This is a genomic window from Pseudooceanicola sp. HF7 (genome assembly GCF_011806405.1).
Lineage (GTDB): Bacteria > Pseudomonadota > Alphaproteobacteria > Rhodobacterales > Rhodobacteraceae > Pseudooceanicola.
Genome location: NZ_JAATOW010000003.1, coordinates 37,880 through 52,629, shown reverse-complemented (window position 1 = coordinate 52,629; position 14,750 = coordinate 37,880). Strand labels below are relative to the sequence as shown.

At 65.8% G+C, this 14,750-nt stretch carries 11 protein-coding genes; 7 read left to right on the top strand and 4 right to left on the bottom strand.

Annotated features, from left to right (window positions below):
* The first annotated feature begins 55 nt into the window (after positions 1–55).
* From HCZ97_RS01625 to HCZ97_RS01595, 7 genes are all read left to right on the top strand, one after another.
* Entirely contained in the window at positions 56–1,045 is a 990-nt protein-coding gene (locus HCZ97_RS01625) for a sugar ABC transporter substrate-binding protein (RefSeq protein ID WP_167686930.1), read from the top strand.
* 114 nt (positions 1,046–1,159) lie between these two features.
* Positions 1,160–2,701: a sugar ABC transporter ATP-binding protein gene (locus HCZ97_RS01620; RefSeq protein WP_167686929.1), complete on the top strand. Its 1,542-nt coding sequence runs from the start codon at positions 1,160–1,162 to the stop codon at positions 2,699–2,701.
* The gene (locus tag HCZ97_RS01615) at positions 2,698–3,663 is read left to right on the top strand and encodes an ABC transporter permease (protein ID WP_167686928.1); all 966 of its coding nucleotides are present in this window, start codon (positions 2,698–2,700) and stop codon (positions 3,661–3,663) included. The genes HCZ97_RS01620 and HCZ97_RS01615 overlap by 4 nt, the downstream gene beginning before the upstream one ends.
* Positions 3,664–3,693: 30 nt before the next feature.
* Complete coding sequence (locus HCZ97_RS01610) at positions 3,694–5,775, top strand: hydantoinase/oxoprolinase family protein (protein ID WP_167686927.1); 2,082 nt, start codon at positions 3,694–3,696, stop codon at positions 5,773–5,775.
* A gap of 3 nt (positions 5,776–5,778) precedes the next feature.
* Complete coding sequence (locus HCZ97_RS01605; protein ID WP_167686926.1) at positions 5,779–7,437, top strand: hydantoinase B/oxoprolinase family protein; 1,659 nt, start codon at positions 5,779–5,781, stop codon at positions 7,435–7,437.
* Positions 7,438–7,529: 92 nt separating this feature from the next.
* The gene (locus HCZ97_RS01600; RefSeq protein ID WP_167686925.1) at positions 7,530–9,059 is read left to right on the top strand and encodes an aldehyde dehydrogenase (NADP(+)); all 1,530 of its coding nucleotides are present in this window, start codon (positions 7,530–7,532) and stop codon (positions 9,057–9,059) included.
* 165 nt (positions 9,060–9,224) lie between these two features.
* The gene (locus HCZ97_RS01595) at positions 9,225–10,268 is read left to right on the top strand and encodes an Ldh family oxidoreductase (protein ID WP_167686924.1); all 1,044 of its coding nucleotides are present in this window, start codon (positions 9,225–9,227) and stop codon (positions 10,266–10,268) included.
* Between the two features lie 99 nt (positions 10,269–10,367).
* Here HCZ97_RS01595 and HCZ97_RS01590 read toward each other — a convergent pair whose 3' ends face one another.
* Genes HCZ97_RS01590 through HCZ97_RS01575 form a run of 4 tightly spaced genes read right to left on the bottom strand, consistent with a single transcriptional unit; the run spans position 10,368 to position 14,729 of the window.
* The gene (locus HCZ97_RS01590; RefSeq protein WP_167686923.1) at positions 10,368–11,252 is read right to left on the bottom strand and encodes an amidohydrolase family protein; all 885 of its coding nucleotides are present in this window, start codon (positions 11,250–11,252) and stop codon (positions 10,368–10,370) included.
* Between the two features lie 57 nt (positions 11,253–11,309).
* Positions 11,310–12,872: a tannase/feruloyl esterase family alpha/beta hydrolase gene (locus HCZ97_RS01585; RefSeq protein ID WP_167686922.1), complete on the bottom strand. Its 1,563-nt coding sequence runs from the start codon at positions 12,870–12,872 to the stop codon at positions 11,310–11,312.
* Positions 12,873–12,922: 50 nt separating this feature from the next.
* Positions 12,923–14,218, bottom strand: a complete 1,296-nt coding sequence (locus tag HCZ97_RS01580; protein ID WP_167686921.1) for a TRAP transporter large permease — start codon at positions 14,216–14,218, stop codon at positions 12,923–12,925.
* Positions 14,211–14,729: a TRAP transporter small permease gene (locus tag HCZ97_RS01575; RefSeq protein ID WP_254871293.1), complete on the bottom strand. Its 519-nt coding sequence runs from the start codon at positions 14,727–14,729 to the stop codon at positions 14,211–14,213. Before HCZ97_RS01575 ends, HCZ97_RS01580 begins: the two co-directional genes overlap by 8 nt.
* Between the last annotated feature and the right edge of the window lie 21 nt (positions 14,730–14,750).

The window sequence follows — 14,750 nt, the reverse complement described above, 5'->3', positions numbered from 1 at the left end:
CAAGAGCCGCACACCGGCCAGCCCCCTCCCCCTTTCAACACGGAGACTACAGACCATGAAACTTCCCTGCAAAGCAGCCTTCCTGTGCACGGCCATCGCCGCGCCGTTGGCCGCCCAGGCCGATGACATCAACATCGCCTTCCTCGCCGCCTCCAGCCAGAACGGCTTCAACCAGGCGATCTACGCCGGGATCGAGGAAGCGGCCGCGAATTACGACGACGTGAATGTCGAGATCTTCGATGGTGCTTTCTCTGCCACCACGCAGTTCAGCCAGGTCGAAGACCTGGTGGCAGGCGGCCGCTTCGACGGCATGATCGTCACGCCCAACGACACCGTCGGCATCGCCACCGCGCTGGAAGACGCCGTCGCACAGGGCGTTTCCGTCGCCGCGACGCTCTTCCCCATCGGGCCGGAACTCAGCAACATGGACCCGCAGGTCAAGGGCCTGACCACCACCGTTGCCGCGGACCCCAGCATCGGCGCCCGCGCACAGGCTGAAGCCGTCGCTGACTACTGCGCCGATATCGATCCCTGCAAGGTTGCCGTGATTGTCGGGCAGCTGATCTACCCCTTCGACAACCTGCGCAACGACACCTACAAGGAAGTCTTCGCAGAACATCCCAACATCACGGTCGTCGCCACGGGTGAGGGCAACTACAGCCCCGCGACCTCCATGGTTGCCATGCAGGACATCCTGCAGGCCAACCCGGAGATCGACGCCGTCCTGGGCAGCGCCGACCAGCACTTGATGGGCGCAGAAATCGCGCTGACCGACGCGGGCATCGACACCAGCTCGATCTACACCATCGGTGGCGGCCTGAACCAGATCTCTGTCGATGGCATTCGTGACGGCATCTACGACGCCACGCTGGCGCAGTTCCCGCACTCCATGGGCGCCGCCGCCCTGGACGCGTTGGTTGCCTCGCTCAAGGGCGAAGAGGTCCCCACCTGGATCAACGAATACTCCCTGCGCGACGTCCCCACGATCGTCGACAAGGAATGGCTTGATGCCAACCCCGATTTCCAGGGCGAATGGCAGGGCTGAGCCCGGCAAACGATGGGGCGCGGCACTGTCGCGCCCCCTTCGCAGATCCGGCGTGGCGCATCCGCCCCGGGCAGGCGTAGCGGCCGTAAGATCGCACAACTGGAAAGGAATGCCATGACCGGTACGGACATCGCCGTGCGCGTCCGGGGTGTTGCAAAAAGCTTCGGCGGAACGCGCATTCTGGATGACATCACGATCGACTTCAAAAAGGGCTCCGTTCACGCCCTGGTCGGCGAAAACGGCGCGGGCAAATCGAGCGTCGGCAAGATCGTCGGCGGCTATTATTCCGCCGATGAAGGCACTGTAGAGCTCTTCGGACAGCCCGTGACCCGCTTTTCACCCAGGGATGCCTTGGGGCGCGGCATCGCCATGATCCACCAAGAACTGCAGCTTGTCCCGGAGCTGACGGTGCTGGAAAACGTCTTCCTCGGCCTTGAAAGCAGTACCGGCGGCTTCCTGCGCAAGGGGGACCTGGACCGCTTTCACGCGCTGGAGGAAACCTGCGACTTCGGCCTGGACCCCAACAGGCGCATCGCCGACATGCGCATCGCCGAACGCCAGAAGGTCGAGATCATGCGCGCCATCGCCCGCGACGCGCAGGTCATCATCATGGATGAGCCGACTTCCTCCCTGACCGAGGACGAGGCCGACCGCCTTCACCAGCTGATCGCCCGGCTGAAAGCCCGCGACGTGACGGTGATCTACGTCAGCCACTTCCTTGATCACATCATCGCCAATTGCGACCGCGTGACGGTCATGCGGGACGGCAAGGTCATCCGCACGGACGAGATCGCCGGCGAGACCAAGCAGAGCCTGGTGGATTCCATGCTCGGCCAGGCGTCAGAGATCATCTGGCCCGCCCTGCCGGCCGCCCCCGCGCAAAACATGCCCCCCGTGGTGGAAATGCAGAACGTCTCCACCGCGACCGGGCTTTCGGACATTTCGCTCAAGGTGCGCCCGGGTGAGATCGTGGGCCTGATCGGCCTTGTCGGGGCCGGCCGCTCCGAAGTGGGCCGGGCGCTGTTCGGTGCCGATCCGATCACCGAAGGCAGCTATGCCGTCAACGGCCAGTCCCAGCAGAACGGGCGCCTCAGCGTACGCTCGGCCATTGCCCAGGGCATCGCCCTGGTGCCGGAGGACCGGCGCAAGCAGGGCCTCGTGCTGACCCAGGTGACCCGGCCCAACATCTCGCTTGCCTCGCTGGGCAGCATCGCCAGCTTCGGTTTCATCAACAAGGCCCGCGAACGCGAACGCACCCAGCGGATGATCGACCACTTCGGCATCGTCCCCGGCAAGGTCGACGGAGAGGTCGCCTTCTATTCGGGCGGCAACCAGCAGAAGGTGCTGCTTTCCAAGTGGGCGGTGGAAAAGCCCCGCCTGCTGATCCTGGATGAACCCAGCCGCGGCGTCGACATCGGCGCGCGCCAGCGCATCCATGAGTTCATCGTCGAAATGGCCGCAGCCGGCGTCGCCGTTCTGCTTATCTCCTCCGAACTGGAGGAAGTCATCAACCTGTCCCATCGCGGCTACCTCATGAACGACGGTCGTATCTTCGCCGAAGCCGACTGCCGCACCCTCACGGTGGAAGACGCCCTGAACCGTATCTTCCAAGAACAGGGCTCAGCCCCCCGCATCAAGGAGGTCCCCCAAGCATGAGCACCGCTCAGACCAACTCCCGCGCCAACCGTATGTCCGTGGGCGATTTCGCCCGTGAATACGGGGTCCTGGTGATCATCGCAGTCCTTCTGATAGGGCTCAGCCTGATCTCGGACAACTTCCTGACCGCCCGCAACCTGCTGAACATCCTCAACCAGTCCGCGCCACTCGCAATCATCGCCTGCGCGCTGACGCTGGTGATCATCGGCGGCGGCTTCGACCTGTCCACCGGCGCCATCTTCGGCGTTGCCTCCGTTTCGGCGGGCTGGATCGCGATCAACGTGGATCCCTACATGGCGATCTTCGCCGGGCCGCTGATCGGCCTGCTGCTGGGCGCGGTGAACGGGATCATCATCACCGGCTTCGGGGTCCATTCCTTCCTGGTCACCCTGGCCACCAGCCTTGTCTATCGCGGCATCGCCATCCTGGTGACCGATGGCTCCCTGATCCCCGTGCGAATCGCGGAGTTCTCCTGGCTGGGCCGGGGCCGCATCGGCGTGGTCAACATCGCCGTCATCGTCCTGCTGGCCTTCATGGTGATCTTCATGATCCTGCTCAACCGCACCACCTTCGGGCGGCGCGTCTATGCCGTGGGCGGCAACGAAGAGGCGGCGATCCTGTCCGGCATCCGCACCAACCTGGTCAAGATCATGACCTTCTCGCTCTGCGGCATGGCCGCGGGCCTGGCCGGTGTGATCGCCGTGTCCCGGATCTCCATGGCCGAACCCCAGGCTGGCACCGGCATGGAGTTCGAGGCCATCGCGGCCGTGATCCTGGGCGGCACCTCGATCATGGGCGGCGCCGGCGCTGTCTGGCGGTCCGTCGCGGGTGTCCTGCTGATGGCGCTGATCAACAACGGCTTCAACATCCTGAACGTGAACCCCTTCTTCAAGGACCTGACCACCGGCGTGATCATCGTGATTGCCGTGGCGCTGGCCGCATCGGGCAGCCGTCGCCGCTGACGGCCGCTGAACTGGAACAGAGAACCTAAAATGACTGACAAGATTACCCGCGTTTCAACCGATGTCGGCGGCACATTCACCGACCTCGTCTATTTTGAGACCGACCTGAAGACCGGCGTCCAGACCGTCCGCACCGACAAGTCCGACACCACGCCGCCCGATTTCGAAAAGGGCGTGCTCAACGTGCTGGACAAGGCCGGCGTCGATATCGAAACGGTCGATTTCTTCGCCCATGGCACCACCGTGGTCATCAACGCCCTGACAGAGCGCAAGGGCGCCAAGGTCGGCCTGATCACCACCAAGGGCTTCCGCGACGCGATCGAGATCGGGCGCGGCAACCGCCCTGATTTCTTCAACCTGAAGTACCCCAAGCCCGCCCCCTTCGTGGAACGCTACCTGCGCCACGAGATCACGGGCCGAATGGACTACCAGGGCCAGGAGGTCACGCCGCTCGACCTCTCCACTCTCGATGAAACGCTGGATCTCTTCCGCGCGGAAGGCATCGAGGCCATCGCAATCAGCCTGCTGCACGCCTACGCCAACCCCGCGCACGAGGCAGCCCTGAAGGCAGAGATCGAATCCCGCTGGCCCGAGGTCACCGTGGTCGCCAGCCACCAGATCACCCGCGAATGGCGCGAATACGAGCGCACCAACACCGCGATCCTTTCCGCCTATGTGCAGCCCAAGGCGCAGCGCTACCTGGAAAAGCTGGAAAGCGGCCTGACGGACAAGGGCTACAAGGGCCAGATGTTCATCATGCAGTCCAACTGTGGCGTCGGCTCCGTCGAGGCGATCAAGGCCGTGCCGATCACCATGGTCGAAAGCGGCCCCGCGTCGGGCTTCTGGGGCGCGGCCGAGCTGGGCCGCATCATAGGCGAGCCCAACATCCTGGCGCTCGACATCGGCGGGACCACGGCCAAGTGCTCCCTGATCGAAAACAACCAGGGCACCATCAAGACCGATTACTGGATCGAGCGTGACCGCAAATCCGCCGGCTACCCGATCATGGTGCCCGTCGTGGATCTGGTCGAAATCGGCAACGGCGGCGGCTCCATCGCCTGGGTCGACGATTTCGACAAGCTGCACGTGGGTCCGCATTCCTCCGGCTCCACCCCCGGCCCGGCGGCCTATGGTCGTGGCGGCGTAAACGCGACCACCACGGATGCCAACCTGGCCCTTGGCCGGATCAACAAGGACTACTTCTGCGGCGGCACGGTCGAAGCCGACCTGCCCGCGCTGGACAATGCCCTTGGCAAGCTGGCCGAGCGCATGGGCAACACGCCCCAGGACGTCGCGCGCGGCATCGTGCGGATCGCCAACTCCAACATGGTCAACGCGCTGAAGCTTGTCTCGGTCAACCGGGGCTACGACCCGCGCGACTTCACCCTGGTGGTCTTCGGCGGCGGCGGCCCGATGCATGGCGTCGCCCTTGGCCAGGAGCTGGGCGTCAAGAAGGTCGTCGTGCCGCGCGGCGCGCCGGTCTTCTCGGCCTGGGGCATGATGATGTCCGACCTGCGGCGCGACTACTTCGTCACCCGCCTGATGGACGGCAAGGACCGCGAAGGACTGGATGAGCTGCTCAGCGCAACCATGGACCAGGCGTGTGAGGAATACGCCCGCGAAGGCGTGGCCGCCGACAAGGTCACATGCGAACCGCTGGTGCGCTGCCGTTACCAGAACCAGGAATTCGCGGTAGAGGTCCCGGTGCCCGCCGGCCCCATCACCGAAGAGGTGATGGAAAAGATGCTGGCAGAGTTCCACGAAATCTACGAACGCGAATACACGTACCGGCTGACCGCGGGCGTCGAGATCATCGGCATCCACCTGATCGCCTCCTCCGAGGTCGGCAAGCTGGAACTGGTGCCGCTGCCGAAGACGGGCGCGAAGCTGGAAGACGCCGTGAAGGGCAAGCGCATGGTCGACTACGCCACCGAGGGCGAGCACGAGGCGACCATCTACGACAGTACGAAGTTCGAACCCGGCATGTCCTTCCACGGCCCCGCCGTGATCGAGGATCCGGGCACGACAATCGTCGTCCACCCCGCCAACCGCGTCCATATCGACGACTTCGGCAACACGCATATCGAGACGCGTACCAAGGAAGAGGGCTGAGCCATGACGGACAAGACCTACGATCCCGTCACCTTCGACATCATCCAGAACGCGCTGGAAGCCATCGCGGACGAGATGTTCTATGCCCAGGTGAAGACCTCGATGAGCGCGATCATCTACGAGGTGCTCGACCTGTCGACCTCGATCCTGAACCCGCAGGGCGAAATCGCCGCTTCGGGCGCGGGCATCCCAGCCTTCATCGGGGTGCTCGACAAGGCGATCATGGGTATCCTGAAGAAATTCCCGCTGGAAGAGATCCGCGAAGGCGATGTCTTTGCCTCCAACGATCCCTATTACGGCGGCGTGACCCACTTGAACGACATGGTGCTGGCGCAGCCGGTGTTCCATGAGGGCAAGCTGATCGCCTGGGTGGCCAACATCGCCCACTGGAACGACGTGGGCGGCAACGTGCCCGGCTCCATGTCCTCCGAGGCGACGGAGATCTTCCAGGAAGGTGTGCGTATTCCGGCCGTGAAACTCTTCATGGAAGGGATGCAGAACGACGCGGTCTTCGACATCCTCAAGATCAACTCGCGCCTGCCCGACTACCTGCACGGCGATCTCTGGGCCGGTATCGCCGGCCTGCGGATCGGCGAGCGCCGGGTGCTTGAACTGGTGAAGAAATACGGTGCCGACACCTATGAGGCCGCGGTTCAGGACTACATGGACCTGGGCGAACGCCGGGCCCGTGCCGCGATCAAGGAGATCCCGCACGGCACCTATGCTTTCTCCGAAGAGCAGGACTCGGGCGCGATCCACACACTAAAGCTCACGATCACCGAAGACGAATTCATCGTCGATCTGACGGACAACCCGGCGCAGTCGGGCTCGCTCAACTGTTCGCGTGAGGGCACGGAGATCGCCGTTCAGCTGGCCTTCAAGGACTTCACCGATCCCGACGCCCCCGGCAACGGCGGTTTCTTCAAGCCACTGAAGGTGGTGACCAAGCCCGGCACCATCTACCACGTCGAGGCTCCAGGCGCGCTTGGCTATTACTCCGAGGTCGAGATCCGTCTGTTCGACATGATCCTGCGCGCGCTGGCCCATCACTTCCCCGGCGTCGTGCCCGCCGGCAACTTCGCCTCGATCTGTGGCACCAACGTGGGCGGCCCGCACCCTGAAACCGGGCGCCACTACACCATCGTGGAACCGCAGGTTGGCGGCTGGGGCGCCTGGGAAGGCTCCGACGGCGTGTCGGGCCAGTTCTCGGGCTTCCACGGCGAAACCTTCAACTGCCCCGCCGAGGTCGCCGAGGCCCGATATGGCCTGGGCGTCGACCAGGTCGCGCTGAACAGCGAACCGGGCGGCGAAGGCCAGTGGCGCGGCGGCAAGGGGATCGAAACCCACTACCGCGTGCGTGCCGACAACAACTTCCTGTCGGTCGGCTACACCCGCAACCGGATCGCGCCCTGGGGCGCCTCGGGCGGGCTGGACGGCTCGGTCAACTACGTCGAGGTGCTGCGCCGCGACGGCGGCACGGAACGCTTCTCCTTCGCGACCAATCTGCAGGTCAACAAGGGCGACGTGATCCGCGTGGTCACCGGCAACGGCGGCGGCTACGGCGAGCCTGCCAAGCGCAGCCGTGACGCGATCGAAAGCGATCTGCGCAACGGCTACCTGACCCCGGAACGGGCAAAAGAGGTCTACGGCTACGAGGCCTGATCCCGATTAAACACGAAATACCGCAAGCCGCCCCCACCCCGGGGGCGGCTTCCTTCACTCCGGGCCCCAGGCCCGCCTAAAAGGAGGCGAACATGACCTTTGAACCCCATGGCAAGCACCTGATCGCAGGCACCTGGACTGCCGGCGAAACCACCTTCCGCTCCGCCCCCGCGCATGGACCGGCGCATGACTTCTCCGTCGGCACGCCCGCGCTGGTGAACCAGGCTGTCGAGGCCGCGGAAGAAGCCTTCTGGACCTACGGCTACACCACGCGCGCCGAACGCGCCGCCTTCCTCAATGCCATCGCGGACCAGATCGAAGCCCGCGCCGAGGCGATCACCGACATCGGCACCCAGGAAACCGGCCTGCCCGAAGCCCGTCTGCAGGGCGAGCGCGGCCGCACCACGGGCCAGCTGCGCATGTTCGCCCAGCACCTGCTGGACGGCACCTACCTGGACCGCCGCCATGATGCCGCCCTGCCCGATCGCGCGCCCGCGCCGCGCCCGGACCTGCGGATGATGCAGCGCCCGATCGGTCCCGTGGCCGTCTTCGGCGCATCGAACTTCCCGCTCGCCTTTTCCACCGCCGGGGGTGACACCGCCAGCGCCCTGGCCGCCGGCTGCCCCGTCGTGGTCAAGGGCCACGGCGCCCACCCCGGCACGGCCGAAATCATTGCAGAGGCCATTCACGCCGCCATCGAAGCCACCGGCATGCCGAAGGGCGTCTTCTCCCTGGTGCAGGGCGGCAAGCGTGACGTCGGCCAGTCTCTGGTGAAACACCCTCTGATCAAGGCCGTCGGCTTCACCGGCTCCCTGGGCGGTGGCCGCGCGCTCTTCGACCTGTGCGCACAACGCGAAGAGCCGATCCCCTTCTTCGGTGAGCTCGGCTCCGTCAACCCGATGTTCGTGCTGCCCGAGGCCGTGAAGGCCCGTGGCGCAGAGCTGGGCAAGGGCTGGGCTGGCTCGCTTGCCATGGGCGCGGGCCAGTTCTGCACGAACCCCGGCATCGCCGTGGTGATCGAGGGCCCCGAGGCCGATACGATGATCGAAGCCGCCCGCGCCGCGCTGGCGGAAACCGGCGGCCAAGTCATGCTGACCGAAGGCATCGCGGAGGCCTATGCCAAGGGCGCCGCGCAGATGGCCGACCAGCCGGGGGTGACGGCGCTGCTGACCTCCGATCCCGCCCCGCGAGAGGCACGCCCCTTCCTGTTCCAGGTCTCTGCCGATGACTGGCTGGGCAACCACGTGCTAACGGAAGAGGTCTTCGGCCCACTTGGCCTGGTCATCACCGTCAAGGACGCCGATGAGATGCTGAAGGTCGCCAAAAGCTTCGAAGGCCAGCTGACCGCGACCCTCCAGATGGACGAGGCAGACACAGAGGCCGCCCGCCGTCTCCTGCCGGTGCTGGAACGCAAGGCCGGTCGCGTGCTGGCCAACGGCTTCCCCACCGGGGTCGAGGTCTGCGACACCATGGTGCATGGCGGCCCCTATCCCGCCTCGACCAACTTCGGCGCGACCTCCGTGGGCACCATGGCGATCCGCCGCTTCCTGCGTCCGGTCTGCTACCAGAACCTGCCGGCCAGCCTGCTGCCCGCAGACCTGCAAGAGATTTCCGGGGGTTGACCCCCGGGCTGCCTACAGCCCTTATGCACCTGCTCCCGGCCGGCGCTCCCGGCCGGGAGCGCCGGATGGACACTTCCGGCCTGCCTGTCCAACAGAACGCTCAGGCCAGGGAACCACGCCCCACACCCGGCCTACCAAGACCCCTACCCCGCACCGGAGAGCCCCATGACCCAGCCCGCCCCCCACGCCATCCCCGTCGAAACGCTGCGCGCCCAGGTCACGGCGATCTTCCTCAAGAGCGGCCTGCCCCGCGCCGAGGCCGAGGCGGTGGCCAATGTCATCACCGATGCCGAGCGTGACAACTGCAAGTCCCACGGCATCTACCGGATCGCAGGCTGCCTTCAGGCCATCGCCGCCGGCCATGCCAAGGTCGAAGCCACGCCGCTTCTGCAGTCTGCCGAGGGCGCAATCGTCGAAGTTGATGCGCGCGGAGGCTTCTCCAATACCGCTTTCGAGGTCGCGCGCAGCGCGCTTGTCGAGCGCACGAAAGAGCTGGGGCTGGCGGCGCTGGTGATCCGCGACTGCCTGCATTTCTCCGCGCTGTGGCACGATGTGGAAGCCCTGGCGCAAGAAGGCCTCGCAGCGCTGTCGATGTGCCCCAGCTATGCCTTCGTGGCGCCCGCCGGGGGATCGACACCGCTTTTGGGCACCAACCCGATGGCCTTCGGCTGGCCGCGCCCGGGCGCGCATCCGCATGTCTTCGACTTCGCCACCAGCGTCGCCGCCCGGGGCGAGATCGAGCTGCACCGCCGCGCCGGCACCCCGATCCCCGAAGGCTGGGCCGTCGATGAAACCGGCCAGCCCACCACCGATCCCGAAGTCGCCCTGGCCGGCGCCATGCTGCCTTTCGGCGGTCACAAGGGCTCTGCCATCTCGACCATGATCGAACTGCTTTCGGGCGCCATGCTGGGCGAACCCATGAGCCGCGAAGCGCTTGATTTTACCCAGGGCCGTGCCCTGCTGCCGCGCCACGGCGCACTGATCCTGGCCATGGACCCGGCGCGTTTCGCCGCCCGCAGCGGCCGTGATCCCCTGGCCGAGGGTGAGAAACTGCTGACCGCCTTCGGCCTGCAGGGCGCGCGTCTGCCCTCCGAACGCCGCTTTGCCGCGCGCGAGGTCGCCTTGCGCGACGGCATCGCCCTGAGCGCCGCCGAGGTGGCCGAACTTGATCGTTTCGAAACCCTTGGGCTGGAGGCGCTTAACGCCTGAACCGCCCCGCCTGCCCCCATCGCGCCCGTGCTGCGCCCTGGGGGCAGGGAAAACCGGACGCTGCTCTTCATTCAGTTAAACGCTTGAAAGCCCACACCGTCAGGCAGAGCCGTCGCCAACGCCAAGAAGACGCATCGCGTTTTCCTTCAGGATGAGCGGGCGCACCTCGTCGCGGAAGTCCGCCTTGTCAAAGGCGTTCAGCCATTTCTCGGGCGCGATCATCGGCCAGTCGGACCCGAACAGCATCTTCTTCTTCAGCAGCTTGTTGGCGTAATCCACGAGGATCTTCGGAAAGTACTTCGGGCTCCAGCCGCTGAGGTCGATATAGACGTTGGGCTTGTGCTGGGCGACCGACAGGGCCTCTTCCTGCCAGGGGAAGGAAGGATGCGCCAGGATGATCGGCATCTCGGGGAAGTCCACCGCGACATCGTCGATGTACATCGGGTTGGAGTATTTCAGCCGCATGCCGTTGCCACCGCGCATCCCCGACCCGACGCCGGTCTGGCCGGTATGGAACAGCGCGGGCTTTCCGGTCTCGGCGATGGCCTCGTACAGCGTGTAGGCCATGCGGTCGTTGGGGTAGAACCCCTGCATCGTCGGGTGCAGCTTGAAGCCCTGCACGCCGTGGTTCTCGACCAGGTCGCGGGCCTCGCGCGCGCCCATCCGGCCCTTGGCCGGGTCGATGGAGGCGAAGGGGATCAGGATGTCGTCGTTCTTTGCGCAGAGGTCGGCGACCTCGTAGTTGTCGTAGCGGCGGTAGCCCGTCTCGCGCTCGGCATCGACGGGAAAGATCACCGCCGCGATGTTCATCTTGCGGTAATGGCTGGCGGTCTGGTCGATGGTCGGCGGATGATCCCAGGGCGCCCCGAAGTACTGCGCCATCGAGGCCTGCAGATCGTCGTAGCCATCATCGCTGTGACAGCCGCAGGGTTCCTCGGCGTGGGTGTGGAAATCGATTGCGCGCACAGCGGTGAAGTCGACCATTCGTTCATCCTTTCAATGGGTTGCGCGGGCCTTTGGGGCCCGCGCGGTTGTCATGGCTCAGGGCTGGCAGGTAAAGCCCTGCCCGGAGGCGTCGGGTTGCGCATAAGCCGGGTAGTTGCACAGCGGCCGGTCCGACGCGGCGTCTTCGCCCGGCACGCTGGCCAAGATCTGGTCGGGCGCCTTGCCGTTCTCGACCCAGTCCACGATGGGCGTCAGGGCGTCGAAACTGACAAGGCCCGCCCCCCCGCCGCAATGGTGCATGCCCGGCACCAGGAACAGGCGCGAGAAATCCTCGGCCCCGTCATTGTCGGTGCGGAAGTCTTCGTACCAGTTCAGGAAGTGGCGCACCGAGAACGCCGGGTCGGCATTGCCGTGCCACCAGAGGATCTTGCCGCCCTGGTCCCGGAACGCCTGGTAGTCGGTAGAGGTCGCGGCGAAGATCGGCGCGTTCTCCATCAGGAAGTCCCGGTCGTCGATGTCGAAGTCCATCGCATCGAAATCGGGACGCGGCGGGGTCGAGCCCACGGTGCGCATCCATCCTTGCGAGAAGCTGAAGCCGCGCGCGTTGGGCTCGCCCGTGGCGGAGCTGCCAAGCATCCAGGCACGCATGCCCGATTTGCCTTCCATGTCCGCCAGCGGCCAGCCGGTGTAGATGACCTCTCCGCTGCTGTCCTTGGGGCCCTGCTGGATCATTTGAAGTGCGGTGACCTGTTCAGGGCGCAGGCATTGGTCGCTCTTCTCACCGTCGCATTGCAGAACGGCGGGATCAAAGCTGCACTGCGCCGGACGGAAGACATTGCCGTCCTCGGCCCCGTCGTCCCCGTCGCAGGCCTCGATGGCCGCTTTCGACACCAGGTCGAGATCGCTGTCCGAGAAGGCCTTTGCCACGACGGGCGCGCCGTCGGGCCCCTCGGGTGCGGCCTGCATCAGTGCGCGGGTGTTCCAGTTCCAGGCGATGATCGAGGGCGTCAGGTCGAAGGCCGGCGCGCCCGAGACGATGCCGTCGAAATCCCCGGGCTCGCGCACGGCGGCAACCATGCCCTGGCGCCCCCCGTTCGAGCAGCCGAAGAAGTAGGAATGATCCGGGTCCTGCCCGTAGTGCCGTTCGATCAGCGCCTTGGAGCGTTCGGTGACCAGCCGCACGGAGTTGTAGCCGTTGTCCTCGCGCGCCTTCATGTCGATGCCGAACCATCCGTCGGTGGCACTGTCGCCGGTGTGGCCGGCGTCGGTGTTCACCACCGCGAAGCCGCGGCCAAGCGCCGTGTCCTCTGGCTTCGTCCGGTCGATCACCCCGATGGAGGGATCGACGCTGCCGTCCCAGCCGCCGCCGCCCTGGAACAGGAAGCGACCGGACCAGTTCACCGGCAGGCGCAGTTCGAACCCGGTGCCGAAGGTGCGCCCCTCGGCGCCGACGCGGGGTTCGATCACGCCCTGTACCATGCAGTAGGCGGGCAAACCGTCAGCAGCGGGCATCTCCTCGGCCCGGCTGACGATGGTGTCGAAATCCGCGACGCCGGCAAGCTGGGCGCAGGCGGTGCCCTCTGCCCAGGCAGGGGCCGCGGTACTGGCCAGCAGGATCGGCAAGGCCGCCCACCGGCTGTGGGATTTCAGGATATTCATTGTCTCCTCCTTACGTTGAATAGCGCTTGGGAAAGGGGCTCGGCCGCCCGTCAGTTCATGGTGTTGGGCAGCCAGAGCGTGATGGCCGGGATCGCCGCCAGCAGGATCAGACGCAGGATGTCGACGCCGACGAAGGGCATGACACCGCGGAAGATCGTGGTCAGCTTGGCGTCGCGGATCACGGCGTTGATGACGTAGACGTTCATGCCGATGGGGGGCGTGATCATGCCCAGCTCGACCGTCATGACGATGATGATGCCGAACCAGATCGGATCGAAGCCAAGCGCCATGACCACCGGGAAGACGATTGGCACCAGCAGGACGATCATCGCCATGGCATCCAGGATGCAGCCCATGAACAGGAAGAACAGCAGGATCAGCGCCAGCGTCGGATAGGCGCCAAGGTCCAGCCCGGTCAGCCAGGCGGTGATCTTCTGCGGCGTCTGCGTGATGGCCAGGAAGTAGCTGAACAGCATCGCGCCGATCAGGATGGTGTAGATCGAAACAGCCGTGCGCAGGGCCTCCACCAGGCTGATGCGCAGCTCCTTCAGGCCAAGGCGGCCACGCAGCACGCCAATGAGGCCGGTCAGAAAGGCTCCCGCCGCAGCGGCTTCGGTCGGCGTGACGACCCCGGCATAGATGCCGCCGACCACCGCGATGAACAGCAGGATCACGGCCCAGATCCCCCGAAGCGCCACGAAGCGTTCGCGATAGCTGATGCGCGGCGCCGATTGCGCCTGTCGACGGGCGATCAGCCAGACCACGGCTAGGTACATGAAGACGGCTAGGATCCCCGGAACGACGCCCGCGATGAACAGCGTGCCGATGTCCTGCTGGGTGATGTAACCGTAGATCGCCAGCACCACCGATGGCGGGATCAGGATGCCGAGGGTGCCGCCGCTGGCGATGACCCCGGTCGCAAGCTCGTCGCGGTAGCCCGCGCTGCGCATCTCGGGCAGCGCGACCTTCGACATCGTGGCCGCCGTCGCGACCGAAGAGCCAGAGATCGCGGCAAAGCCCGCGCATGCAGAGATCGTGGCAAGCCCCAGCCCGCCGCGCAGATGCCCGACCCAGGCGCGCGCAGCCCCGAACAGCTCGGACGAGATGCCGGAGCGGGTCGCGAAGACGCCCATCAGGATGAACATCGGGATCAGCGAGGTGTTGTAATCGGTCAGCGTGCGCAGCGGCGAGATGGCCAGCTGGTTCAGCGCCGGACCCCAGCCGGCGATCTGGGCAAAGCCGCCGACGCCGACGATCCCCATGGCGATGCCAACCGGCACGCGCAGGGCCATCAGCCCGAACAGCACGACAAAGCCGCCGATCGCGATCAGATCCGCTTCACTCATAAGTCACCTTTTCGGGGTCGTTGTCATTCATGCGCCGGTTCGTCAGAAGAACGATCAGTCCGACGGCGGTCGTCAGCACCGCCACTGCCAGCCCCAACCAGACACCGCCGATCAGCGGCCAAGTGGGCAGGCGCAGATCGAAGGTCGCCTCCTGCGAGGCGAAGGCACTGGCGACGCGGCCATATACCTTCCAGGCAAGGGCCGCGGTGAAGACCAGCAGGACGGCCTGTGCAAAGATCTCGACCCATTGGCGGGCGCGGGCCGGCAGGGCCTCGGCCAGCAGGTCGACGCAGATGTGACCGCCGCGGAAGCCAAGCACGGCATAGCCCCAGGCCAGAGCCAAACCCAGCAGAAGGCGCGAGATGTCGAAGGCATCGGGGATGGGCGCGGAAAACAGGTATCGTCCAAGCGCCGAGGCGAAGACGATCACCGTCACCGCGGCAAGGCACAGGGCCGCCACGGTTTCCACGGCCGTCGCGGCGCGGCGCATCAGGTCACTGACTGCTGGCATTTCTATCCTCCAGGGGGGAAG

Excerpts from the sequence above, each read along its gene's own strand:
- HCZ97_RS01625 (WP_167686930.1), top strand. The coding sequence starts at position 56 with ATGAAACTTCCCTGCAAAGCAGCCTTCCTGTGCACGGCCATCGCCGCG.
- HCZ97_RS01620 (WP_167686929.1), top strand. The coding sequence starts at position 1,160 with ATGACCGGTACGGACATCGCCGTGCGCGTCCGGGGTGTTGCAAAAAGC.
- HCZ97_RS01615 (WP_167686928.1), top strand. The coding sequence starts at position 2,698 with ATGAGCACCGCTCAGACCAACTCCCGCGCCAACCGTATGTCCGTGGGC.
- HCZ97_RS01610 (WP_167686927.1), top strand. The coding sequence starts at position 3,694 with ATGACTGACAAGATTACCCGCGTTTCAACCGATGTCGGCGGCACATTC.
- HCZ97_RS01605 (WP_167686926.1), top strand. The coding sequence starts at position 5,779 with ATGACGGACAAGACCTACGATCCCGTCACCTTCGACATCATCCAGAAC.
- HCZ97_RS01600 (WP_167686925.1), top strand. The coding sequence starts at position 7,530 with ATGACCTTTGAACCCCATGGCAAGCACCTGATCGCAGGCACCTGGACT.
- HCZ97_RS01595 (WP_167686924.1), top strand. The coding sequence starts at position 9,225 with ATGACCCAGCCCGCCCCCCACGCCATCCCCGTCGAAACGCTGCGCGCC.
- HCZ97_RS01590 (WP_167686923.1), bottom strand. The coding sequence starts at position 11,252 with ATGGTCGACTTCACCGCTGTGCGCGCAATCGATTTCCACACCCACGCC.
- HCZ97_RS01585 (WP_167686922.1), bottom strand. The coding sequence starts at position 12,872 with ATGAATATCCTGAAATCCCACAGCCGGTGGGCGGCCTTGCCGATCCTG.
- HCZ97_RS01580 (WP_167686921.1), bottom strand. The coding sequence starts at position 14,218 with ATGAGTGAAGCGGATCTGATCGCGATCGGCGGCTTTGTCGTGCTGTTC.
- HCZ97_RS01575 (WP_254871293.1), bottom strand. The coding sequence starts at position 14,729 with ATGCCAGCAGTCAGTGACCTGATGCGCCGCGCCGCGACGGCCGTGGAA.